The sequence below is a fragment of the Streptomyces sp. NPDC127177 genome (genome assembly GCF_042672475.1).
Lineage (GTDB): Bacteria > Actinomycetota > Actinomycetes > Streptomycetales > Streptomycetaceae > Streptomyces.
Genome location: NZ_JBHXUW010000019.1, coordinates 66791 through 90794, shown reverse-complemented (window position 1 = coordinate 90794; position 24004 = coordinate 66791). Strand labels below are relative to the sequence as shown.

Below are 24004 nucleotides of genomic sequence, written 5' to 3'. Positions count from 1 at the left end.
AGCAGCGCTTGAAGGGGGGGTGATGACGATGGGCGGGCTGCTGTTCAACGTGACCACGGCGGTACTGATGATGGTGATGCTCAACGGGGGCCTGGCCCTGGTCGGCCAGGAGACCCTGCGGGACCGCCGCATCCCGTGGGCGGCGGTGGCGCTGCTCGCGGTCGCCCTCGCCGGGGTGACCATCCAGGCCTGCTGGTCCGGCGCGATGGACGCCCTCGACAACGACCCCGCCAGGTCCGGCTGGTGGCGGCCGCTCACCTCGACCTTCATGCAGAACGGCGGCCTGCTCGGCGACGCGTGGAACTTCGCGACCCTCGCCGTCATCGCCGCCCTGGCCAACTGGTTCTGGGGCGCGCCCCTGACCCTGGTCCTGTTCCTCGCCGGCATCCTGCTGCCCGAGCAGATCGACGCCCTGTTCGGCGAGAACGGCCACAGCACGGACCCCCGGAACTTCGCCGGCAGCTCCGGTGCCACGTACTTCCTCGCGGCGACACTGTCCGCGGCCCTGCTCCTGCACATCCTGCGCAGCGCCCGCCGCAAGGACCGCAAAACCCTCAAGGAGATCCTGCTCGCGGTGAGCGTCCCCGTGATCGGCCTGGCGACCTGGTTCGCCCAGTCCAACGGCCACGGCCTGGTCTCCGTGTACGGCTTCGCCGTGGGCGCCGCGGTCTACGCCCTCACCCACCGCACGGCGGACCGCCCGGCCCCGGCCGGCGGACCGGCACCGGGCAGCGAGGGCGAGCAGCCGTAGACCACCGCGACCGGGGGCCAGGCCGCTCGGGACACGCGCGGCGGCTCCGCCCGCGGGCTCCGGTGCCCGCGCGCCCAGCCTCCGACGGTGGGGCAGGTCAGGCACTCCGCAGGGTGCGGAACACCGCCGGGGTCGCCCAGCCGCGCAGCGTGGCGTGGATCGACGACCGGAATACGGCCTCGACCGTGGCGGCGTCGAGGGCCCCGGCCAGTTCGAGCGTCACGAGCCCGTGCAGGGTCGCCCAGAGCGACAGCGCGATCAGCTTCGCGTCGCCGTCGAGGACGGACTCCGTCAGGGCGCGATCGATCGCCGCGAGGAGCGGTCGGACGGGGTCACCGGCACCGACCGCACCCGAAGGATCGAAGGACTTCACGCCACCGAAGAGCACCGTGTAGAGGTGACGGTGTTCGCCGCCCCAGCGGCGGTAGGCATCGGCCAGCGCGCAGAGGTCGGCGAGGGCGTCCTCGGTGGCCGGCACCACGGACAGGTCCTGGAACAGGCCGGCGACCGCTCGGCCGCGCACCTCGTCGATCAACCCGTCCTTGCCGCCGAACAGCGAGTAGACGGCGGCCGTCGACGTACCGGCCGCGGCCGCCAGGGCCCGGACCGTCACCGACTCCCGCGGAAGTGTCGCGAGCATCTCGGTCGCACATGCGACGAGCCGCTCCCTGACGCTGTCGTCGTTCGTTCTCGGCCTACCCACGGAAGTCACCCTACCCTCTCTGGTAACGTCGTTTTGAAACAGCGTTCCGAAACCGTGGGGGCCCGCTATGCCAGCACCTGTCATACGTCTTGTCCGCTTCACCGGGCGCTTGGCACTGGCCCTTCTTGCCGTCGCGGGGTCGGTCGGCGTCTTTCTCGCACTGCTCGTCCTCACGGACGGGGCGGGTTCGGGGCTCGTCGCATGGTCGACGGCCCTTGGAGTGACGGCTGTCCTCGCACTGTGGCTGGGCCGGCGCCGCGCCTGGCCCGCGCGGCTCCTACCGTTCCTGCCGGTGGTCGTCGCGGCGGCTCTGACCGCCTCGGTCTGCGTCCCGACCGCACCCACAGCCCGGCAGTACCCGAAGGCCCTGCCGTTCGTGGCCGCGCAGCACTGGCGCCTGTCCACCGGCAGCCGGGTCGCGGTCTACCACTACGCGCCCGCGAATCCGTCCGTCCGGCATGCCACGCCGTTCGTGTATCTCAACGGGGGCCCGGTACGGGGCATCTCGGTGCTCGACCACCGGTTCCTGCGGCTTCTCGCCCGAAAGGGCTACGACGTCTACGCCTACGAGCAGGCCGGTGGCGGGCGAAGCGGCCTGCTCCCCATGGACCAGTACACGATCTCCAGATCGGTCCGTGACCTCGGCGCCTTCGTCCGCCGCCTGGACAGGGGCGGGGTCGACGTCCTCGGGTTCTCCTCAGGCGGGAGCCTGCTCACCCGGGCCCTGGCCGATCCGGGCGTCGCCGCACACGTGCACCGGGCGATCATCGCCGAGCCCGGCCCGATGGACGGCCCCACCGCGCGGATCGCCGGACACAAGGGGCGGGCGTCCGCCCGCGGCCTCGCGCCGGCCGTGCGCGGACCGCGGTCGACGCGCGTCCCCCGGTACGCCGTCGCCTTCGGCCTCATGCGGCTCGGACTCCTCACCCCCGACAACGGGCTGATCGGTCAGGCCGAAGGGGACAACGCGTTCACCGCCGCCGATCTCGGCAGCGACACCGCGTCCGGCTACTGCGCGCGTGACGCGCACCGCATCCCCGCCGAGGACACCGCGGAGAACTTCTCCTTCAGCGCCGCCGCGAGCCTCCGCATCCAACAGACGATCAAGGACTCACCCTCCATCGCCCCGCAGCTGAAGCGCTCCCGCACACCCGCGATGCTGATGATCGCCGAGTGCTCCTCCCAGGTCCGTCAATGGGCGACCGCCGCCCTCGAGAGCGACCCCGCCATCCGGCGCACGCAGTACATGCCCGGAGTCGGACACCACATGTGGAACGGCCTGGACGGCAACAACGAACGAGCCGTCGCCTCCATCACCGCGTTCCTCCAGGACGAGCCGTCGCCGCTGCCCGACTACCCGACCCGCGACGAGGTCCCCGCCTTCCTCCACGACCGCAGGTGACAACGGCGGGCACGCTCCGACGCGACGCCCATCGGAGGCGTACGGCAGGCGGGTTGGGGCGGGATGCCGGCCGGCGCGGCCGGGCAGCAGCGGGCCGGGCCTACGGGACGGCCCTTAGACGCCGAGCAGGTCCACGACGAAGATCAGCGTCGATCCCGGCGGGATCAGGGGGGAGGGGGACTGGCTGCCGTAGGCGAGGCCGGGGGGAATGGTGAGCTTGCGCCGACCGCCGACCTTCATCCCCTCGACTCCCCGGTCCCAGCCCTTGATGACCCTGCCGCCGCCCAGGGGGAACCGGAACGTCTGGCCGCGGTTCCAGGAGGCGTCGAACTCCTCGCCGCTTTCGAAGTTGACCCCCACGTAGTGGACCTCGACCATCGCGCCGGCCTTGGCATCGGCACCGTCGCCCACGACGATGTCCTCGACCAGCAGATCGGTCGGAGCGTCGCCCTCCGGAAAATCGATTTCAGGCTTCGTCAGGCTCACTTCAACCCCATTCCGCCCCTCCGGAGGCCTCCGGCGGGGCGATCACGCGCATGGTCACTCCATGCGGCCGAGCGATCACTGTAACGAAGTCCGCTCCGCCGTCGGCGCCTCGGAGCGGCCATGAGCCGGCTCCCCGGGGGCAGTGGCTCGACGTCACTTCCAGTAGAGGAGCTGCGCCTGGCCGGACAGCAGGTCGTGCGTGCCGGCGTCGCCGAAGACCGCGTACTCGACGCCCAGGGCGGCGCCGGCATCGGCGTGCCCGCCCGCGTTGGTCACGTCCACGAAGGTGTCCCCGGCCGTGCCGGCGCGCTCGACGATCTGGCCGGTCTTGTGGCGCTTGCCGCCCTTGGTCTCGTAGAACCGCAACTGCACCGTCGCCCCGGCCGTGACGCCGGAAAGGCGCAGTGTCACGGTCCCGGAGTAGTGCGCGGCGCCGGTGACCAGCGGACCGGAAAGCGGCACGGTCAACCACTCGCCGGACGCGCGGGCCGTCGTCTTCTTGACCGTGGGGTTGGCTCGTTCGGGCATGTCGTCCTCCGTGGGGTTCCAGCTCGCCGGGTGCCGCAGCCGCTCCGCGACGTCCGCGCGCAGGGTCGGCATGGTGAATCCGCGTGGGTCGATCTTGTCGTTCGACCACTCCAGGTGCCCGATCGACGACTTGGCCTCGGTGCCCCACTCGTCGCCCTTGGCGCGGTGGGCCCGGATGAGCGCGGCCTGGGTGCGCACGATCGCGTCGTACTGGACCCGCGGCCACGGGTCCTTGCCGTTGCCGAGGTTCTCGCACTCCCACCCGTAGAAGCGCGCGTTGCCGTCCGTGCCGTCGCTGTTGCCGCGGGTCGGCGGAGACGGACGGGCACCGTAGGACTCGGCGATGACCTGGCCCAGGACGACCGGGCAGCCGCCGCCCGCGTGGTTGGCGCGGCCGTACCCGACAAGGTGCACCCGCCCGTCCTTCGCGATCATCCCGTGGCACAACGGACCCGGCAGTTCGGCGTATCCGTCCCGGACGATCGCGACCGTGGCCGCGGTCCCGGACGTCACCGTGTGGTGGACGATCGATCCGTGCACCGGGCCCCAGGCGCCTTTGTGGTTGCGGTTGTGGGTGCGCCAGTCCCCCACCTGCACCACCGTCACACCCTCGGCGCGCAGGGCTTTCAGCAGCGCGTCAGCGGTGAGCGGGGTCGCCATCACGCACCGTCCGCCGGGACACCCGCCGTGAGCGGCGCCCCGTGGTCGTGCGGGGCCCGGTACGTCACCGATGCCTCGACCGGGCTGACTCCGGTCGCCGCGATCGCAGTTGCTGTCATGGGGGCTCCTTAACGGCTGATCATCAGGACGCGGATGTCGACCTGGATTCGGTTGTACGATGCGCCGCCACCGCCCCGGTCAAACGTCACGGCCGCGGTGTACCGGCCGACCCGCCACCGGTCGGCCCGCGCCTGTGCCACCGCCGGCCGCGGGGGCGCGCGGGCCGTCGTCGTCGCCGATCGCAGGAGTGCGTCCCGCGCCGTCGGACAGGTGCGCGGTGATGACGTCCGGCGCGGGGTCGTACGCGGTGCCGGGGCCGGTCGGGACCCGGGGCCGGACACCCTCACCGGACGCCTCGGCGCCGTCCGCGCTCATGGCGTCGGGGCCTCCGCCACCCGCACCCACGGTGCGCCAGGAAAGCCGAAAGAGAGATGTGCGGAATCGGCCGTATATGCAGGTCAGACCGTGCGCGCGCGGTGGTGCCCGGAGCCGGACTCGAACCGGCACGCCCCCGAGGGGCAGCGAGGTTTAAGCTCGCCGTGTCTGCATTCCACCATCCGGGCTTGCGCGGCTCCGCGTTGGCACATGACCCTATCCGGGGGTCTCCCCCGGCCAGCCGAACAGTGGCTCGATGTTGTCTTATTTTATTGACCGTTTGAGGGGGCGTCAGCACACCCATGAGGCATAGTCACATGCCTGGCGGGGTTGTGGGCGCGACGACCGGCAATCCGAATTGACGGAAATTCGCCGCACCCACACAGCCGATTCGCCAGTGGCGCGCCACGGATCGCCAGGGGCGCGCCACCCCTACCTGACGACGGTGTCGTTGACGCAGCGCAGGACCGGGCGTGAGCCCAGTGCCTCCGGGTCCGGCAGGGCCGCGCCTGTGATCATGAACACAGTGCTCTCGCCGGGCAGCAGGGTGACGAGCATGTCGTCCACCACGGCCGACGGGTGCAGCCGGTCGGGGAAGAGCGCGAGGTCCCGCAGAAGGGTGCGGGCGGTGATCTCGACGCGGTAGGCGGGCGGCCCGGCCGGGTTCTCCGTCTCCGTCACGGTGACGTCGTAGCGGGCCTGTGGGAGCGCGAGGCGGGTGTCCTCCTCGTAGAAGCCGACCGTCCTGGTGTCGCCGAGCCGGGCCACCAGGAGTTCGCGCGTGCTGTCGGCCGGTTCCGCCACCGACGGGGGCAGCGGGACCCGGGTCACCGATCGCGCGGGCGTGCTGACCGCCACCTCCTCCTCGGCCAGTACCGCGCCGTCCAGACCGTGCCGGGTCAGCCGCAGGGTGCCGGACCAGGGGGTGGGGGCGTCGTTGACGAGGTGGGCCGCACCGTCGCGGACGGTGATCAGACGGTCCGCGTAGACGGCCCGCAGGGCGTACCAGAGCGGTTTGCGGCGGCCGTCGCCGTCGACCGCCGCCCAGGACACCACCGGCCAGCAGTCGTTGAGCTGCCAGACGATCGTGCCCATGCAGTACGGGCTGTGGGAACGGAAGTGGCGAATGCCGAACGCGACCGCGCGGGCCTGGTTGAGCTGGGTGAGCCAGTGCCAGTCGTCGAAGTCGTCGCCCGGCTGCGGCAGGTGCTCGCCCAGGCCCCGCAGCAGTTTGGCGTTGCCGTCCTCGGCCTTCTGGTGGTGCGCGAGGAGCGGGGCGTCGGGGGTGAGCGGGCCGCTGATCGCGCGGCGCAGGGTCGCGTGCGTGGGCGGGCCCTGGAAGCCGAACTCGGCTACGAAGCGCGGCACCCGGTCCGCGTACGCGCGGTAGTCGGCCCGGTTCCACACGTCCCAGATGTGGATGGTGCCGTGGTCCGGGTCCTGCGGGTGGATGTCCTGCGTGCCGGAGTAGGGCGATCCCGGCCAGTAGGGGCGGCTCGGGTCGGTCTCGGCGACGATCGCGGGCAGCAGCTCGTGGTAGTAGCCGTGGCCCCAGGTACGGTCGCCCAGCTCCTTCTGCCATCCCCAGTCCGCGTGGCCCTCCAGGTTCTCGTTGTTGCCGCACCACAGGACGAGGGAGGGGTGCGGGGCGAGGCGGGTGACGTTCTCGCGGGCCTCGGCCGCCACCTCGTCCCGGAGCGGCTGCTCCTGCGGGTAGGCGGCGCAGGCGAAGGGGAAGTCCTGCCAGACCAGCAGCCCCTTCTCGTCGCACAGTTCGTAGAAGTCGTCGCTCTCGTAGAGGCCGCCGCCCCAGACCCGGACCAGGTTGACGCCGGCCGCGACCGCCTGGTCCAGGCGGTCGGAGACGCGCTGCCGGGTGAGGCGGGACGGGAAGCAGTCCTCCGGGATCCAGTTGACGCCGCGCACGAAGACGGCTTCGCCGTTGACCGAGATCCGGAACGCCTCGCGTTCCAGGGTGACGGCACGGAAGCCGGTCCTGAACCGGCGGACGTCGTCACCGACGCGGACCCGCACCTCGTACAACGGCTGTCCGCCGTGGCTGTGCGGCCACCAGACCTCGGCATCGGGGACCGAAAGGGTGACCGAGACACGGTGCTCGTCCTCCGTGGCGACGAAGACGGCGCCCGCCCCGACCACCCCGACCTCGCCCGACAGCGGCGCGGAGCCGTCGTGTTCGACCTCCAGCTCAGCGGTCAGGCGCGGCACACCGTCCGCGTCCAGGTCCGGGAGCAGTTTCACGGACGCGATGCGCGGACCGCTCCATGTCTCCAGGGCCACCGGGCGCCAGATCCCCGAGGTGACGAGTGTCGGGCCCCAGTCCCAGCCGAAGTTACAGGCCATCTTGCGGATGAAGGGGTACGGCTCCGCGTACGCGCCGGGGCGGTCGCCGAGCCGCTCGCGCAGTTCCTCGGCATAGCTGTACGGGGCGGTGAACCGTACGTCGAGGGTGTTGGCGCCCTCCCGGAGCAGTGGCCGGACGGAGAAGCGGTAGCTGCGGTGCTGGTTGGCTGTGCGTCCCACCTCGGTGCCGTTGAGCAGGACGGTTGCCACGGTGTCCAGGCCGTCGAAGCACAGGTCGGCGTGGTCGTGGCCGTCCGGGCTCCAGTCGAAGGCCGTGCGGTACGTCCAGTCGGTACGGCCGATCCAGCCGAGACGGGACTCGTTGTCGTCCAGGTACGGGTCGTCGATCAGCCCGGCGGCGAGCAGGTCGGTGTGGACACAGCCGGGCACTGTGGCGGGGACGCCCCCTGCGGGGAGCCCCAGGGGCACCGGGCCGGCGGGGTGGAGCGTCCAGCCGTCGTGCAGGGGCAGGTGGCGAAGGGTCACGCGGAGGTCCTTCCGCAGTCGGGGAGCTGGGCACAGGCGACGAAGTGGTCCGGCTCGGTTTCGTACAGATCGGTGGTGCCGGGTGCGCCGCCCGCGTGGAAGGCGCAGGAGTGCAGCGGTTCCGGCGGGTCCCACGGCGTGTTCAGTCGGGGCACGGCGGCCAGCAGGGTGCGGGTGTACGGGTGCAGCGGATTGCCGAACACCTTCTGGGTGTCGCCGCGTTCGACGACCCGGCCGCGGCGCAGCACGACCGTCTTCTCGGCGAGGTAGGTGCCGAGCGCCAGGTCGTGGGTGATGTAGAGGACGCCGAGGCCGCGTTCCTTCAGGACGGCCAGGAGGTTGAGGACGTCGATGCGGGTGGAGGCGTCGAGCATGCTGGTGATCTCGTCGGCGACCAGGAAGCTCAGGTCGAGCAGGAGGGCGCGGGCGATGAGGAGGCGTTGCAGCTGGCCGCCGCTGAGCTGGTGCGGGTAGCGGCCGAGTACCTGTCCGGGGTCCAGGCGCACGTCCCGTACGGCCTTCTCGACGCGGTCGCCCCACTCCTTGTCGGGGACGCCCGGGTGGTAGGCGCGGCGGATCAGGTCGAAGACGCGGTCGGCCCGGAAGACCGGGTTGTAGCAGGAGAAGGGGTCCTGGAAGACGCCCTGGACACGGCGGTAGAAGTCCTTTCCCGGGCGGACCGCGCGCCCGTCCAGGGTGAGGCTGCCGGAGCTGACGCCCGTCAGGCCGAGGATCATCCGGCCGATGGTGGACTTGCCGCTGCCGCTCTCACCGATGAGGGAGACGACCTCACCGGGTGCGGCGGTGAAGGACACCCGGTCTACGGCGGTGACGGAACCGCCGCCGAACGCTCCGGCGCGGTAGGTCTTGGTGACGTGGTCGAGGGTCAGCATCAGGCCTTCCAGCACGCGACGGAGTGACGGGGGGCGATCTCCACGACCGGGGGCTCCTCGGCGCACCGCTCGTCCGCGATCGGGCAGCGGTCCCGGAAGCGGCAGCCGGCCGGCGGGTTCAGGAGGGAGGGCGGGGCGCCCGCGATGCCCTTGAGGGGCTTGTCCGCGTACCGGGCGCCGACCTCGGGCAGCGAGCCGAGCAGCAGCTTGGTGTACGGGTGGCGGGGCGCGGTCGTCAGGACCTTCGTGGGGGCCTTCTCCGCGAGCCGGCCCGCGTACATGACCATGATGGAGTCGGCGATGTGCGAGGTGAGGCCGAGGTCGTGGGTCACGAAGATCATGCTGGTGACCAGGCCCTTGTCACGCAGACCGGTGAGCGCGCCGACGACGGCCCGCTGGGTGGAGACGTCGAGCGCGGAGGTGACCTCGTCGGCGATGAGCACCGACGGGTCGAGCAGCGTGGAGATCACCATGACGGTGCGCTGTTTCATACCGCCGGACAGCTCGATCGGGTAGCGGTCCAGGACGTCGTGGTCCAGGCCCACCAGGTCGAGCCTGCGGTGCAGTTCGGCGGTGTCGACGCCGACGCCGCGCGAGGCGAGCAGTTCACGGATCATGCGTCCGATGCGGCGGGTCGGGTTGAGGGCGCTCATGGAGTACTGCGGCACGAGCGAGATCCGGTGGAAGCGGAAGGCGTTCATCGCCCGGTCGTCGGAGACCGGGACGTCGTCGCCGTCCAGGGTGACGGTGCCGCCCGCGTGCCGCATCCGGCCGTCGAGGCGGATCAGCGACTTCCCGAGCGTCGTCTTGCCGCAGCCGGATTCGCCGGCCAGGCCCAGGATCTCCCCGTCGGCCAGGTCGAAGGAGACGCCGTCCAGGGCCCGGACCTCGCCGCGCAGCGTGCGGTAGTGGACCCGTAGGTCGTTCACGGTCAGGGTCATGTGCTCAGGCCTCCCCGAGATCGGTCACGGTCAGGGGCATCTGCTCAGGCCTCCCGCAGCTTCGGGTTGAAGACCTCGTCGAGGCCGACGTTGGCGACGTACAGCGCGCCGACGATCGCGGTGATCCCGGCGCCGGGCGGGACGAACCACCACCACATGCCGAGTTGGAGCGCGCTCCACTGCTGGGCGCTCTGCAGCATCAGCCCGAGCGAGACGCCCTCGGTGGGACCGAGCCCGATGAAGTCGAGGGAGGAGGCGATCAGCACGGAGCCGCCGAAGAGCAGGATGAACATCATGAAGAGGTACGAGCTCATGTTGGGCGCGATCTCGCGGAAGACGATGCGCCAGGTGCCGCTGCCGCTGAGCCGGGCCAGGTCCACGAACTCCCGGGTGCGCAGCGAGAAGGTCTGTGCCCGGATCGCCCGCGCGGCCCAGGGCCAGGAGGTGAGTCCGATGAACAGGCCCTGCACGGGCACCGAGCGGACCCCGAGGTAGGCGTTGATGATCAGCAGGACGGCCAGGGCGGGCAGTACGAGGACCACGTTGGTGAGCATGTTGAGGACCTCGTCGACCACTCCCCCGCGGTAGCCGGCCAGGAAGCCGACGAGCATGGCGATGACGGCGGCGATGGCCCCGCCGACGACGCCGACCAGGAAGGTGGCCCGCAGCCCGTGCACGAACTGCGCGTACACGTCCTGGCCGAAGGTGGTGGTGCCCATCCAGTACGTGCCGTCCGGCGCCGCCGCCTGCGGTCCGACGTACTCGTTGGGGTCGGCGCTGTCCAGCAGCGGGGGGCCGATCAGCCCGACGAGCAGGAGCAGCACGACGACGGTGAACCCGATGAGGAGCTTCGGGTTGCGCACGGCGTAGTGGAGCGTCTCCCGGCCGGGACGGGCGGCGGAGGCGGGTGCGGCGGGCTCGGTGGCCGGTTCGGGCACGGTGCTCATGACTGGCCTCCTGCCATGCCGGTACGGGTACGGGGGTCGACGACGACGTACACGAGGTCGATCAGGAAGTTGGCGATCAGTACCCCGATGACGATGAACAGGAACGCGCCCTGGAGCAGGAAGAAGTCCTGGTTCTGGATCGCGGCGAGGATCAGTGAGCCGAGCCCGGGGTAGGCGAAGACGATCTCGGTGACGAGCGCGCCGGCCACCAGGACGCCCAGCTGGAGGGCGAGTCCGGTGATCTGGGGCAGGACGGCGTTGCGGAAGGCGTAGCGGCGGATGAGCCGCTGCGGGGCGCCGAGGGCCGCCAGATAGGACGAGTAGTCGGACTCCAGCTCGTAGATGATCATGTTGCGCATGCCGATGGCCCAGCCGCCGAGCGCGACCAGGAACAGCGAGAGGAACGGCAGCACCCAGTGCTGGAACAGGTCGACGGCGAAGGCGGCCGACCAGTTCGGCTGGATGTCGAGGCTGTAGCCGCCGGAGATCGGGAACCAGCCCGCCTTGGAGCCGAGCGCCCAGGCGAGGATGACGGCGATCCACATGTACGGCATCGCGGTGAGCAGGTACCCCGCCGGGAGGACGGTGTTGTCGAGCACCTTGCGGCGGGCGGCCAGCGCCCCGGCCCAGTTGCCGACGAACCAGCTGAGCAGGACGGCCGGGATCATCAGCCCCAGCGTGTACGGCAGCGCGTCGAGCAGTACGTCGGCGACGGGCTTGGGGAAGACCCAGATGGACAGCCCGAAGTCGCCCTGCAGCAGGGCGCTCCAGAAGTGCAGGTACTGCTGCCAGACGGGCTCGTCGAAGCCGAAGAGGCTGTTGTAGTAGGCGCGCATCGACTCGACGGCCTCGGGCTGCGAGACCCTGGCACGGGCCACCATCGCGGCGACCGGATCGCCGGGCATGAAACGCGGGATCATCCAGTTGACGGTGACGGCGACGACGAAGGTCAGCGCGTAGATCAGTAGTTTTCGGGCGAAGTAGCGGCGCAAGGGAGCTCCCCGGGGAGAGCCCCGCCGTGCGGGCGGCGGTCAGGGCGGCACGCGCACGGCGGGGCGGTCATGGTTGGAGGGAGACCGGCAGGGGGCCGGTCACGCCCGGAACAGCCGTGTCACTTGGCGGGCTTGAGCTGGGTGAGCGCCTCGAAGCCGCCCATCTCCAGCCAGTTGCGCCACAACGCCGGTGCGTACTTGGGCGCACCCGGCGCGTCCGACGGCCAGTTCGTCCAGCTCCCGGTGGTCGACTGGGCCCAGAGGCCGTTGTACCAGAGGGGGATGACGGGCATCTCCTTGAGCTGGATGGCCTGGATCCTGGAGATGATCTTCTTCATGCCCGCGGTGTCGTCCGTCTTCACCGCGCCGAGCTCCTGGACGAGCTTCCAGGCCTCCTTGTTCTCGTAGCGGCCGAAGTTCACCGTGTTCTGCTGCTTCTGGACGGGCAGCTGGAACATGTACTCGTAGTACGTCCACGGGGTGTTGGACAGCTGGCGCTCGTTGTTGACGACGAGGTCGAACGCGCCCTTGCCGCGCTGTTCGTTGAGGGCGTTCTGGTCGGGGAACTCGGTGGTGACGCCGATGCCCGCGGCCTTGGCGGACGAGGCGATGACCTTGGCGGCCTCCATCCAGTCGGTCCAGCCGGTGGGCACGGCCAGCTTCAGGCTGATCCTGGAGCCGTCCTTGTTCTCCACCAGGCCGTCGCCGTCGGTGTCCTTGTACCCGGCGTCCGCGAGGATCTGCTTGGCCTCGGCGGTGTCGAAGGAGAAGCCCTCACCGGCCACCAGGTCCCGGTCGACGAACTTGTCCCACTGCGGGAGCAGGCCCGTCGGGTCGGCGGGCTTGACCAGCTCGCCGTACACGCCCTTGACGATCTTCCCGACGTCCACGGAGGCGGCGAGCGCCCTGCGGAACGCCGCGTCGTTCATCGGCTTCTTCGTGGTGTTGGGCACCAGCCAGGCGGTGTTGGCGGAGAGCATGTAGGGCGGCTTGTCGTAGTACGAGACGACCTTCTTGCTCTTGACCAGCGAGGCGGCGCCGGGCAGGAAGTTGTTGCTGAGGTCCAGCTGGCCCTGGCCCAGCTGACCGATGACGACCTCGTTGCTGGGGTTGGAGACGTCGACGATGTAGCGGGGCGCGGGCTTCATGGAGAGCGCCTTGACGCCCCACCAGTCGTCGCGCCGCTGCCAGACGACCCGGTCCTGGGAGTGGCTCTTGAGGGTGTACGCGCCGGTGCCGACCGGCTTGTCGTTGACGCCGTCGAGGATCTCCTTCTCGGAGCGCTTGCCCCAGATGTGCTCGGGGACGATCGGCTGCCCGTAGAGGGTGTAGTCCCACTCCTGGTAGCGGGCCTCCTTGAAGGTGAAGCGGACGGTCGTCGCGTCCACCGCCTTCGCGTCCGACAGCCAGCTCCAGAGCGTGTGGAAGGACGAGGCCTCGATCTTGCCGAGACCGTAGGAGTACGCGACGTCCCCGGCGGTGAGCGGCTTCCCGTCGGACCAGGTGATGCCCGGACGGAGCTTCAGCTCGTACGTCTTGTCGCCCGTCCAGCTGCCCGACTCCGCCAGCCAGGGCGTCAGCTTCCCCGCGTTGGGGTCGAAGTGGAACAGGGTCTCGTAGACCAGCCCCTTGGTGCCGGTGGCGTGGTCCCAGTTGTGCAGCGGGTTGTAGTTGGCCGGCGGCCCCCACTGCGTACCGGTGGTGTAGAGCGTCTCGTTGCGCGGAAGCGCGCCGCCCCCGCCGCCGGACCCGCCCGAGCCGCCCGCCGAGGAGCCGCCCCCCGTGCACGCGGTGGCGGCGAGTGCGATCACGGCGAGCGTGGTCGCGATCCGTCCCCGGAATCCCGTGCCCATCGTCCCTCCTTCTCCCCGCCGTCCCTGCCGAGCGGAGTTACTGAACCGGGTAAGTGGGGTGAAGTTAAGGCCGCCCGGAGAGCCTGTCAAGGGTGCGGGAGCGCTCCCATTTCTTTTGTGGGCAAGGGAGTTGAGTGATCAGGACCTCGCTGCCCTGGACTGGCGGCGGCACCGTCGATGACTAGGATGGCCGTCGAACACGAACCGGTTAAGCGAGGTCGCATGCCCAGGCACCGCCCCACGATCGCCGATATCGCACGCCGCGCGGGCGTCTCCAAGGTCGCGGTGTCGTACGCGCTGAACGACCGCCCGGGGGTCTCCCCGGCGACCCGCGCCTCGATCAAGGCCATCGCGCAGGAGATCGGCTGGCGGCCCAACAGCGCGGCCCGCGCCCTCACCCGGGCGCGGGCGGACGCGGTGGGCCTGGCCCTGTGCAGGCCCGCCCGGCTGCTCGGCATGGAGCCGTTCTTCATGGAGCTGATCAGCGGCATCGAGAGCGAACTCTCACCGCGCGGCTGCGCCCTGCTGCTCCAGGTCGTCAGCGATCCGTCGCAGGAGCTGGAGGTCTACCGCCGCTGGTGGGGCGAGGGCCGGGTGGACGGTGTCTTCCTCGCCGATCTGCGCAGCCCCGACCCCCGGATCGAGGGCGTCGCCGGACTGGGGCTGCCGGCCGTGGTGATCGGCCACCCCTCGGCCGCGGGCCCGCTCCCGTCCGTGTGGTCGGACGACGCGGCGGCGGTACGGGACACCCTCACGTACCTGACCGCGCTGGGGCACCGGTCGGTCGCCCGGGTCGCCGGGCTGCCCGGACTGAACCACACCGGGCTGCGCGACCGCGCCCAGCGAGAGGTCTGCGCGCGACTCGGGCTCGGCGAGCCGGTGATCGTCCACACCGACTACTCCGGCGAGGACGGAGCGCACGCCACCCGGCGGCTGATCAGCTCCCCGCAGCGGCCGACGGCGGTCATCTACGACAACGACATCATGGCCGTCGCCGGGCTGTCGGTCGCCCAGGAGATGGGACTCGACGTACCGGGTGACCTCTCCCTGGTCGCCTGGGACGACTCCCAGCTCTCCCGGGTGGTCCGGCCGCCCCTGACCGCGCTGAGCCGCGACATCCCGGCGTACGGCGGGCACGCGGCGCGCACCCTGCTGGCCCTGGTCGCCGACGGTGCGGCCGACGGGTACGAGGACGCGGCGGCGCGGCTCGTCCCGCGCGGGTCGACGGCCGCCCCGCGGTAGGGCGGCGTACGCGCGCCTCAGGGGCGGTGTCATACCGCAGGAGGACGCGGGGGCCCTTCGGTGCGACTCAAGGCGGCCCCCGGAACGGGCACCGGGAGTGACGACCGGCGGCGAAGCGACGGAGAGGATGGAGTCATGCCCTTCCCCCCGGCCGCCCACGGCGGCGGCCGGCCGGGCAGCCCCGTTCCGTACGAACCAACCCTGGAGTCTCCCGTGACCACCATGACCACCGCTCACCGCGCCACCGCGGTGGCTGCCCGCGCCACGGAACTCTCCAAGGTCTACGGAGAGGGCGAGACCAAGGTGACCGCGCTGGACCGGGTCACCGTGGACTTCCCGCAGGGCGAGTTCACCGCGATCATGGGCCCGTCGGGCTCCGGCAAGTCCACGCTGATGCACTGCGTGGCCGGTCTCGACAGCTTCAGCAGCGGTTCGGTGCGGATCGGCGAGACGGAGCTGGGCTCCCTCAAGGACAAGCAGCTGACCCAGCTGCGACGGGACAAGATCGGTTTCATCTTCCAGGCGTTCAACCTGCTGCCCACGCTGACGGCGCTGGAGAACATCACGCTGCCGATGGACATCGCGGGCCGCAAGCCCGACCAGGAGTGGCTGCACAAGGTCATCGAGATGGTGGGCCTCTCCGACCGCCTCAAGCACCGGCCGACGGAGCTCTCCGGCGGCCAGCAGCAGCGCGTCGCGGTGGCCCGCGCCCTGGCCTCGCAGCCGGAGATCATCTTCGGTGACGAGCCGACCGGGAACCTGGACTCCCGCTCCGGCGCCGAGGTCCTCGGCTTCCTGCGCAACTCGGTGCGGGAGCTTGGCCAGACCGTGGTGATGGTGACCCACGACCCGGCCGCCGCCTCCTACGCGGACCGGGTGATCTTCCTCGCGGACGGGGCGATCGTGGACCAGATGATGCACCCCACAGCCGACGGGGTGCTGGACCGGATGAAGGCCTTCGACGCCAAGGGCCGTACCAGCTAGGGCGCGTGCCCCTGATCCGCCGGGCCGCCCCCGGGCCCCGGCCCCTCCCCGGGCCCGTCGTCGCACCGCCTCGTGCCGCGCGACGCCTGAGCCATGCCCCCATCCGGTACCCCTCCCCATCCCAGGACTGACAGACATGTTCCGTACCGCCCTGCGCAATGTGCTCTCGCACAAGGCCAGGCTGCTGATGACCGTCCTCGCCGTGATGCTCGGCGTGGCCTTCGTCTCCGGCACCCTGGTCTTCACCGACACGCTCGGAAACGCCTTCCGCAACCAGTCGGCGAAGAACTACGACGACGTCGCCGTCGCGGTCACCACCTACGCCAACCAGCGCGACGAGAAGACCCCCGCCGTCGACGCCGCCACCCTGAAGAAGATCCAGGCCCTGGACGGCGTGGGCACGGCCACCGGCCGGGTCGACGGCTTCGCCGGGGTCGCCGACCCCGACGGCAAGCTGATCGGCAACGGCTGGACCAACACCGGCGCCAACTTCGCCCCCGGCAAGGACGGCAAGGACCCCCAGTACACCTTCACCGACGGCTCGGGCCCGACCGCGGCGGGCAGCATCGCCCTGGACAAGGACACCGCGAAGAAGGGCGAGTACGAGGTCGGCGACACGGTACGGGTCGCCACCAACGGACCGGTGAAGGAGTACACCCTCTCCGGCGTCTTCACCACCGAGGACGGCGCGGTCAACGCCGGCGGCAGCCTGGTCCTCTTCGACACCCCGGTGGCCCAGAAGCTCTTCCTGCGTCCGGGCGAGTTCCGGGACGTCTCCGTCACCGCCGCACCCGGCACCTCCGACCAGCAGGTGCTGGCCGCGGTGAAGCCGCTGCTGCCCGAGGACGCCGAGGCCAAGACCGGCAAGGTCGTCGCGAACGAGGAGGCCGAGCGGACCGAGCGTGGCCTCAGCAACCTCAACAAGCTGCTGCTCGGCTTCGCCGGCATCGCCCTGTTCGTCGGCATCTTCCTGATCGCCAACACCTTCACCATGCTCGTCGCCCAGCGCACCAAGGAGCTGGCGCTGCTGCGTGCCGTCGGCGCCTCGCGCCGCCAGGTCAAGCGCTCGGTGCTGCTCGAAGCGGCCGTGGTCGGCCTGATCGCGTCCGTCATCGGCTTCGCGCTGGGCCTCGGACTCGCCACCGGGCTGCGCTCCGCGATGAGCCTGATCGGCGGCAAGATCCCGGCCGGCCCGCTGGTGGTCGCCCCGACCACGGTCGGCGCCGCGTTCGCCGTCGGCGTCCTGATCACCGTGCTGGCCGCCTGGCTGCCCGCCCGCCGGGCGGCGAAGATCCCCCCGGTCGCGGCGATGAACAGCATGCACGCGGTGGCCACCGTGAAGTCCCTGGTGCTGCGCAACTCGATCGGCGCGATCATCACCCTGCTCGGCGCGGCCGCGATCGTGGCCGGTGCGGCACAGTCCGGTACGAGCGCCCAGCTCGCCATCGCGGTCGGCGCCTTCCTGGCGCTGATCGGCATCATCATCCTCATCCCGCTGCTGTCCCGCCCGGTGATCGCGCTGGTCCGCCCGCTGCTGCGGCGGCTGTTCGGGGTCTCCGGCAAGCTCGCCGCGCAGAACGCGGTCCGCAACCCGCGGCGCACCGGCGCCACCGCCTCCGCCCTGGCGATCGGTCTCACCCTCGTCACCGGCATCTCGGTGCTCGGCGTCACCCTCGGCCAGGCGGTCGACCGGATGACGACGGACAACATCAAGGCCGACTACATGGTCTCGATGGCCAGCGGGGACTCGCTCGACGAGTCGGCGCTCACCGCGCTGGAGAAGGCCGAGGGCGTCACCGCTGTCTCGCCGCAGCAGTCCGTCTGGCTGGACATCGGCGACACCTCGCTCTCCGCGTCCGGTGTCACCCCCGGCGATGTGCAGAAGGTCCTCACCGTCGACACCCTCTCCGGCTCGATGGACTCCCTGGGCAGGGGCGAGATCGCCGTCGCCGAGAAGACCGCGAAGTCGCACGGCTGGAAGACCGGCGAGACCGTCACGGTCACCTACGAGGACCACAAGAAGGGCGACCTGAAGATCGGCGCGCTCTACAAGGGCAACGAGTTCCTGTCCGAGGCGCTGATCCCCCGCGAGAAGGTGGCCCCGCACGAGGGCCGTCCGGACATCCGCGAGATCTACGTGAAGACGGACGGCGGCGCGAGCGCCGCCAACGAGAAGTCCATCGTGAACGCGCTGGGTGACAACCCCGGCATGAGCATCATGGACCGCCAGGACATCCGGGACATGTTCGGCGGCTCCATCAACCTCATGATGAACATCATGTACGGGCTCCTGGCGATGGCGCTGATCATCGCGGTGCTCGGGGTCGTCAACACCCTGGCCATGTCGGTCTTCGAACGTCAGCAGGAGATCGGCATGCTGCGGGCGATCGGCCTGGACCGGCGCAAGGTCAAGCGCATGATCCGGCTGGAGGCCGTGGTCATCTCACTGTTCGGCGCGGTGGTCGGCATCGGGCTCGGCCTGTTCCTCGGCTGGGCGATCGGGCGGTCCGCATCGTCCTCGATCCCGCAGTACGCGCTCGTCGTGCCGTGGGGCCGGATCGCGGTCTTCCTGCTGCTGGCCGGGCTGGTGGGGGTGCTGGCCGCACTGTGGCCGGCCCGCAGCGCCGCCAAGCTCAACATGCTGACGGCCATCAAGACCGAGTAGCGCGGGACAGCGCACGCGAGAGGGCCGGTACGCGCCGACGCGGGTACCGGCCCTCCGTCACGTCCGGTCCGGCTCAGCCGGTCGCGGACGCCTTCCAGTCGCGGGCGCGCAACGGCATACCGGCGGTGCCGCCGTCCGCCGGCCGCACGGCCAGGATCTGGTTGACGCCGATCTTGTTGTGCTCGAAGGAGAGCGCGGAGGCGGCCATGTAGAGCCGCCAGACCCTGGCCCGGCCGGGCGAGGTCATCTTCACCGCGCGCTGCCACTCCTTCTCCAGGTTGGCGACCCAGCGGCGCAGGGTCAGTGCGTAGTGCTCGCGGAGCGACTCGACGTCACGGGCCTCGAAACCGGCTTCTTCGAGGGTCGCGACGGTCCGGCCGAGCGGGGCCAGTTCGCCGTCCGGGAAGACGTAGGCGTCGATGAACTCGTCCACGTGGTACGCGGACTCGTCCTTCTCCGGGCGGCGGGCGATCTGGTGGTTGAGGAGGCGCCCGCCGGGCTTGAGGAGTGCGTAGACGTCGTCGGCGTACTCGCGGTAGCGGACGGAGCCGACGTGTTCGGCCATGCCGATGGAGGAGATGGCGTCGTACGGGCCGTCCCTGACGTCCCGGTAGTCCTGGACCCGGATCTCGATCCGGTCGGTCAGCCCCTCCTCGGCGATGCGCTTCCTGGCGAAGGCGGCCTGTTCGGTGGAGAGGGTCACACCGGTGACCCGGGCGCCGTACTCACGGGCGGCGTGGATGGCCATGGAACCCCATCCGCAGCCGACGTCCAGGAGACGGTCGCCCTCCTTCAGTGCGAGCTTGCGGCAGACGAGGTCCAGCTTGTCGCGCTGGGCGTCCTCGAGGTTCCCGCCGTCCTCCCAGTAGGCGCAGGAGTAGACCATGGACGGGCCGAGGACCAGTGCGTAGAAGTCATTGCCCACGTCGTAGTGGTGGCTGATGGCCTCCTTGTCGCGGCGCTTGGTGTGCAGGGCTCCGGTGCGGCGGCGTACCTCCTCCGGTGGTGGAGGGGGTGGCGGCCAGGGCCCGGCCAGTTGCAGCAGCCCCTTGGCGGCCGCCCGCACTCTCGGGTCGCGGACCGGGTGGATGCTGTCCTTCGCCTCCGCACCGCGGTCCCAGATCAGCCCGGCGATCAGGTCCAGGGCCTCGTACAGATCGCCCTCGATGTCGATTTCCCCGGCCACCCAGGCGCGGGCGAGGCCCAGTTCGCCCGGCTTCCACAGCAGCCGGCGCAGGGCGCGACGGTTCCTGATGACGAGGGCGGGGGCATCGGGCGGTCCGGATTCGCTGCCGTCCCAGGCCCTGATGCGGACCGGTAGGGGTTCTCCCAGCAACTCCTGGGCGAGAGCGGTCAGCCGCAACGCGGCGTCTGCCATGGCGCACACCTCCGTGATGGTGTTTCCCGACGTGCCCGGACATGCCCACACATGTCCCGCACCACGCCTCGGCACCACCCTTGGACGCCGCGGCGAGGTACACCCCCCTCAACAGTTTCCGGCGGCCCGGCCATCCCGCTACTGCGCAATGGAACGGCAAAATACCTGTACGGGCCACGCATCCGCCGGGTCACTGGCCCCCGAACCCCTGTACCTTGCCCCGCCCCGGCCTGCCGCGATACGCCGAAGGGGCCGCCCGCACCACGGATGGCGGACGGCCCCTTCGGGCGTCGTACTACGGTCCTGCTCGGCCCGCGAGGGTCAGGAGGCCTTGGCCTTCTCACCGACGGGCTTGGCGGCGGCCGGCGCCGGGGCCGGCTTGGCGGCCTCGTAGAACTCCTCGCGCGGCGTCTCCATGGCACCGAGCGAGACGACCTCGCGCCTGAGGAACATCGCCAGGGTCCAGTCGGCGAAGATCCGGATCTTGCGGTTCCAGGTCGGCATCGCCATGCCGTGGTAGCCACGGTGCATGTACCAGGCGAGACGGCCCTTGAGCTTGATCTTCACCTTGCCCATGACGATCATCGCGACGCCCTTGTGCAGGCCCAGACCGGCGACCGCACCCTTGTTGGCGTGGCTGTAGTCGGCCTGCGGGAAGCCGCGCATCCCGGAGATGACGTTGTCACCGAGGACCTTGGCCTGACGCAGCGCGTGCTGGGCGTTCGGCGGGCACCAGGCGTTCGGGTTGCCGGCCTTGCGGCCGATCAGATCCGGGACCTGGGCGTTGTCGCCCGCGGCCCAGATGTAGTCGGTGCCCTGCACCTGGAGCTTCTCGGAGGTGTCCACGTGACCGCGCGGACCGAGCGGCAGACCGAAGCGGGCCAGCGCCGGGTTCGGCTTCACGCCGGCCGTCCACACGATGGTGTTGGAGTCGACCTCCAGGCCGTTCTTCAGCACCACGTGACCGTCGACGCAGGAGTCCATGGACGTCGAGAGGAAGACCTCGACACCGCGGGACTCCAGGTGCTCCCGGCCCCAGGTGCCCAGCTTCGGACCGACCTCGGGAAGGATCTTGTCGGCGGCGTCGACGAGCACGAAGCGCATGTCCTCGCGCTTCACGTTCGTGTAGTACTTCGCCGCGTCGCGGGCCATGTCCTCGACCTCGCCGATGGTCTCCGCACCGGCGAAGCCGCCGCCCACGAAGACGAAGGTGAGCGCCCTGCGGCGGACGTCCTCATCGGTCGTCGAGTCGGCCTTGTCCAGCTGCTCGAGGACGTGGTTGCGCAGGCCGATGGCCTCCTCGATGCCCTTCATACCGATGCCCTGTTCGGCCAGGCCGGGGATCGGGAAGGTGCGGGAGACCGCGCCCATCGCGATGACCAGGTAGTCGAAGGGCAGCTCGTAGGCCTCGCCGACGAGCGGCGCAACCGTGGCGACCTTGCGGTCCTGGTCGATGGTCGTGACGCGGCCGGTGAGAACCTCGGCCTTCGGCAGGACGCGTCGCAGCGGGACGACGACATGCCGAGGCGAGATGCTGCCGGCAGCAGCTTCGGGGAGGAAGGGCTGGTACGTCATGTACGACCGGGGGTCGACGACCGTGACGGTCGCCTCTCCATAGCGCATCTTCTTCAGAATGCGCCGAGCTGCGTACAGGCCTACGTACCCACCGCCTACTACGAGGATCCTGGGACGCTCCGTGGTGCTCATGCCATCGAGTATCCACCCCCCTCGGGGGCAGGGCTCGTGAGCCCCTTCACAAGGTATGGCCCACCCTCTGCTACACTGCCCCGCCCACGTGACCCAGGTCATGGCCCGGGAGGGGAACCACGGCACCCCGGCGAACGTTGTTCACCGCTTGTGAGCTGGCCCTTGTGCCGCCGAACGGAGTGGACCACACCCTCGGTTCACACACCCGCAACGCGCCCGGAACCCTCCCGTACGCGGGCCGAGTGACCCCGCACACCCTCCCCGGACCCCGTACGGAGCAGAAGTCGGCCCTCAAGGACCCAATTCCTTGTGAAGAAGTTCACGAACTTCGTCGCGGCGCGCCCCGGAAGGGGCTTCCAGGGCGCCTCTCAGCGGCTCAAAGGTGCAGGCAGGAATGCGTATGAGCGACGTTTCCGCCCACCCCCGCACCCCATGCCCCGGAGCCCCTCGCGGGGCCCCAGGAGGGGCGTTCAGCGACTCCGGCCTCCGGAACCCGCCTACGCGAGCGACCAGGCGATGCCGTCGAGGATGTCGTGCTCGCTGACGACCACCTCACGGGCCCCGGTCCGCTCCATGACGGTCAGCAGGATCAGCGCCCCGGAGGCGATCACATCGACCCGCCCCGGATGCATCGCACCGATCGCGGCGCGCTCGGCATGGGTCGAACCGAGGAGCCGCCCGGCGATCTCACGGACCTGTTCCAGGGAGACCCGGGAGTGGTGGATCGCCTCGGAGTCGTACTCCTCCAGACCCAGCGCGATCGCGGCCACGGTGGTGACCGTGCCTGCCAGCCCGACGAGCGTGCCCGCCCCGGTGAGCGGCACGCTCTGCTCGGCCAGGTCCAGTGCGGCCTCCACGTCGGCGCGGATCGCGTCGACCGCGTCCGGCCCTGGCGGGTCGACGATCTCGCCGTCCCGCGCGAGGTGACGCTCGGTCATCCGGACACAGCCGATGTCCACGGACCGGGCGGCCCGCACCCGGTCGTCACCGAGGACGAACTCGGTGGACCCGCCGCCGATGTCGACGACGAGGTACGGCTTCGCGAGGTCGTCCCGGCCCGTGAGCTCCTTGGTGGCCCCGTCGAAGGAGAACTGCGCCTCCTGGTCACCACTGATCACCTCGGGCTCCACACCCAGGATGTCCAGCACACCGCGGACGAAGTCGTCTCTGTTCTCCGCGTCCCGGGAGGCGGAGGTGGCGACGAAGCGGACCTTCTGCGCGCCGTGCTCCTCGATCACCGCCGCGTACCGCCGGCACGCGGCGAACGTCCGCTCCAGCGCCTCCGGGGCGAGCCGCCCGGTCCGGTCGACACCCTGCCCGAGCCGCACGATCTCCATCCGCCGGTCGAGCGCGACCAGCTCGCCGGACCCGGGATCGGCATCCGCGACCAGCAGACGGATCGAATTGGTACCGCAGTCGATGGCTGCCACACGCGTCATGTCTTCGACCCTCACGCTCAGCCCTCGTCCTCACCCTGCGCGCCGCAGGGCGAAACGCACGGCCCCTTGCGCCACCACTCGGGCAGCATCGCGATCGCCTCGTCCCCCAGCGGGTTGACCCCCGGCCCGGCGGCCAGCGAATGTCCCACGAGCACGTGCAGGCACTTCACCCGGTCCGGCATGCCCCCCGCACTCGGGAAGCCCTCGAGCACCTCGATGGCGTCCCGCCGCGCGATGTAGTCCTCGTGCGCGGCCCGGTACGCGGCGGCCAGCTCCGGGTCCGTACCGAGGCGCTCGGTCATCTCCCGCATGACCCCGTTCGCCTCCAGCGTGCCGATCGCGGACGCCGCACGCGGGCACGTCAGGTAGTACGTCGTCGGGAACGGCGTACCGTCCTCCAGCCGCGGCTGGGTCTCGACCACGTCCGGGTTTCCGCACGGGCAGCGGTGCGCGATGGCGCGCAGCCCGCGCGGCGGGCGTCCCAGCTGCTGCTGGAACGCCGCGATGTCCGCGTCGGTGGGCGCGGTGGACTCGGTCTGGGGAGGGGGCGTTTCCATGCCTGCCTAGGTTCTGATCGGGCTGCTCGAACTGCGGTTCTGCAGAGGAAAGGGGAGAGAGACGTGGGAGGGACGGAACGCGGGTCAGCCGCGGTCGGCGCTGTCGACGCCGTCCCACAGGTTGGAGTGCCACGGCCGGCCGGACTCCTCCGGCTTCCCGTTGCGCTCCCTGACCGCGTCGGGGTCGACCACCGTGTAACCGGTCTCCCCCGGGAGAAGGTAGTGCAGGTGCTCGCGGGCCAGCCGCCTGACGTAGGCGTCGTCCTGGAGGCGCGCCTTCTCGTCGCGCAACTCCTCGGTACGGGCCTCGGCCTCCTGCGCGAGCCGCTCCTGGTCGGCGATCTCGTCGCGCTGCGACACGTACTGCCGCATGGGGTAGGCGAGGGCGACCACCAGCGAGCAGACCACCAGGGCCAGGAAGGCCGCCCGGCCGGTGAGGCGGGAGCGGCGGGCCTGACGGCGGTTCTGCGACCGGTAGACGCGGGCCGCGGTCTGCTCACCGAGCAGCCTCAGCCGGGTCGCGGTGGAGAACCGGTCCCGGTCCTTCGCGGCCATGTCTCCGCCTCCCCATTACGCACGTCCGTCCCCGCACAC

At 70.7% G+C, this 24004-nt stretch carries 20 protein-coding genes and 1 tRNA gene; 5 read left to right on the top strand and 16 right to left on the bottom strand.

Features of this window, described 5'->3' with window-relative positions; all coding sequences use genetic code 11:
- Positions 1-22: 22 nt before the first annotated feature.
- Positions 23-751, top strand: coding sequence for a hypothetical protein (locus tag ACFVJX_RS14525; RefSeq protein ID WP_384125753.1), 729 nt, complete (start codon positions 23-25; stop codon positions 749-751).
- Positions 752-848: 97 nt separating this feature from the next.
- Here the strand turns inward: ACFVJX_RS14525 and ACFVJX_RS14520 are convergent, their stop codons facing one another.
- Positions 849-1454 carry a TetR/AcrR family transcriptional regulator gene (locus tag ACFVJX_RS14520; protein ID WP_384125755.1) on the bottom strand — a complete coding sequence of 202 codons (606 nt, stop codon included), beginning with the start codon at positions 1452-1454 and terminating at the stop codon, positions 849-851.
- Positions 1455-1521: 67 nt separating this feature from the next.
- Between ACFVJX_RS14520 and ACFVJX_RS14515 the strand changes: the two genes are divergently transcribed.
- Entirely contained in the window at positions 1522-2856 is a 1335-nt protein-coding gene (locus tag ACFVJX_RS14515; protein WP_384125757.1) for an alpha/beta fold hydrolase, read from the top strand.
- A 114-nt stretch (positions 2857-2970) separates the two neighbouring features.
- On the opposite strand, the gene ACFVJX_RS14510 is transcribed toward ACFVJX_RS14515, so the two are convergent.
- The 10 genes from ACFVJX_RS14510 to ACFVJX_RS14465 all read right to left on the bottom strand — a co-directional run bounded on the left by ACFVJX_RS14510 (position 2971) and on the right by ACFVJX_RS14465 (position 13438).
- Positions 2971-3342: an FKBP-type peptidyl-prolyl cis-trans isomerase gene (locus tag ACFVJX_RS14510; protein ID WP_384125759.1), complete on the bottom strand. Its 372-nt coding sequence runs from the start codon at positions 3340-3342 to the stop codon at positions 2971-2973.
- A gap of 153 nt (positions 3343-3495) precedes the next feature.
- On the bottom strand, positions 3496-4530 hold the full coding sequence (locus ACFVJX_RS14505) for an N-acetylmuramoyl-L-alanine amidase (RefSeq protein ID WP_384125761.1): 1035 nt from the start codon (positions 4528-4530) through the stop codon (positions 3496-3498).
- 198 nt (positions 4531-4728) lie between these two features.
- Positions 4729-4965: a hypothetical protein gene (locus ACFVJX_RS14500; protein WP_384125763.1), complete on the bottom strand. Its 237-nt coding sequence runs from the start codon at positions 4963-4965 to the stop codon at positions 4729-4731.
- Between the two features lie 102 nt (positions 4966-5067).
- Positions 5068-5153, bottom strand: a tRNA-Leu gene (locus ACFVJX_RS14495).
- A 244-nt stretch (positions 5154-5397) separates the two neighbouring features.
- Complete coding sequence (locus ACFVJX_RS14490) at positions 5398-7812, bottom strand: glycoside hydrolase family 2 TIM barrel-domain containing protein (RefSeq protein WP_384125766.1); 2415 nt, start codon at positions 7810-7812, stop codon at positions 5398-5400.
- Positions 7809-8720 (bottom strand): ATP-binding cassette domain-containing protein, encoded by a 912-nt coding sequence (locus ACFVJX_RS14485; protein WP_384125768.1) that lies wholly within the window; start codon positions 8718-8720, stop codon positions 7809-7811. The genes ACFVJX_RS14490 and ACFVJX_RS14485 overlap by 4 nt, the downstream gene beginning before the upstream one ends.
- Complete coding sequence (locus ACFVJX_RS14480; RefSeq protein WP_384125771.1) at positions 8705-9646, bottom strand: ABC transporter ATP-binding protein; 942 nt, start codon at positions 9644-9646, stop codon at positions 8705-8707. The genes ACFVJX_RS14485 and ACFVJX_RS14480 overlap by 16 nt, the downstream gene beginning before the upstream one ends.
- A gap of 44 nt (positions 9647-9690) precedes the next feature.
- Complete coding sequence (locus tag ACFVJX_RS14475; protein ID WP_384125773.1) at positions 9691-10593, bottom strand: ABC transporter permease; 903 nt, start codon at positions 10591-10593, stop codon at positions 9691-9693.
- Positions 10590-11585: an ABC transporter permease gene (locus ACFVJX_RS14470; protein WP_384125775.1), complete on the bottom strand. Its 996-nt coding sequence runs from the start codon at positions 11583-11585 to the stop codon at positions 10590-10592. The genes ACFVJX_RS14475 and ACFVJX_RS14470 overlap by 4 nt, the downstream gene beginning before the upstream one ends.
- A 119-nt stretch (positions 11586-11704) precedes the next feature.
- Positions 11705-13438: an ABC transporter substrate-binding protein gene (locus ACFVJX_RS14465; protein ID WP_384125778.1), complete on the bottom strand. Its 1734-nt coding sequence runs from the start codon at positions 13436-13438 to the stop codon at positions 11705-11707.
- Positions 13439-13660: 222 nt separating this feature from the next.
- Here ACFVJX_RS14465 and ACFVJX_RS14460 point away from each other — a divergent pair, with 222 nt between their 5' ends.
- The 3 genes from ACFVJX_RS14460 to ACFVJX_RS14450 all read left to right on the top strand — a co-directional run bounded on the left by ACFVJX_RS14460 (position 13661) and on the right by ACFVJX_RS14450 (position 18329).
- Positions 13661-14680: a LacI family DNA-binding transcriptional regulator gene (locus ACFVJX_RS14460; protein ID WP_384125780.1), complete on the top strand. Its 1020-nt coding sequence runs from the start codon at positions 13661-13663 to the stop codon at positions 14678-14680.
- A gap of 213 nt (positions 14681-14893) precedes the next feature.
- On the top strand, positions 14894-15664 hold the full coding sequence (locus ACFVJX_RS14455) for an ABC transporter ATP-binding protein (RefSeq protein WP_384125783.1): 771 nt from the start codon (positions 14894-14896) through the stop codon (positions 15662-15664).
- A gap of 136 nt (positions 15665-15800) precedes the next feature.
- Positions 15801-18329 carry an ABC transporter permease gene (locus ACFVJX_RS14450; RefSeq protein ID WP_384125786.1) on the top strand — a complete coding sequence of 843 codons (2529 nt, stop codon included), beginning with the start codon at positions 15801-15803 and terminating at the stop codon, positions 18327-18329.
- 73 nt (positions 18330-18402) lie between these two features.
- On the opposite strand, the gene ACFVJX_RS14445 is transcribed toward ACFVJX_RS14450, so the two are convergent.
- From ACFVJX_RS14445 to ACFVJX_RS14425, 5 genes are all read right to left on the bottom strand, one after another.
- On the bottom strand, positions 18403-19707 hold the full coding sequence (locus ACFVJX_RS14445) for a class I SAM-dependent methyltransferase (protein ID WP_384125789.1): 1305 nt from the start codon (positions 19705-19707) through the stop codon (positions 18403-18405).
- A 321-nt stretch (positions 19708-20028) separates the two neighbouring features.
- Positions 20029-21414 carry an NAD(P)/FAD-dependent oxidoreductase gene (locus ACFVJX_RS14440; RefSeq protein WP_384125791.1) on the bottom strand — a complete coding sequence of 462 codons (1386 nt, stop codon included), beginning with the start codon at positions 21412-21414 and terminating at the stop codon, positions 20029-20031.
- A gap of 497 nt (positions 21415-21911) precedes the next feature.
- Positions 21912-22853, bottom strand: coding sequence for an exopolyphosphatase (locus tag ACFVJX_RS14435; protein ID WP_384125794.1), 942 nt, complete (start codon positions 22851-22853; stop codon positions 21912-21914).
- 17 nt (positions 22854-22870) lie between these two features.
- Positions 22871-23410 carry a DUF501 domain-containing protein gene (locus ACFVJX_RS14430; RefSeq protein ID WP_384125797.1) on the bottom strand — a complete coding sequence of 180 codons (540 nt, stop codon included), beginning with the start codon at positions 23408-23410 and terminating at the stop codon, positions 22871-22873.
- Between the two features lie 84 nt (positions 23411-23494).
- Positions 23495-23965 (bottom strand): septum formation initiator family protein, encoded by a 471-nt coding sequence (locus ACFVJX_RS14425; protein WP_384125800.1) that lies wholly within the window; start codon positions 23963-23965, stop codon positions 23495-23497.
- Positions 23966-24004 lie beyond the last annotated feature (39 nt).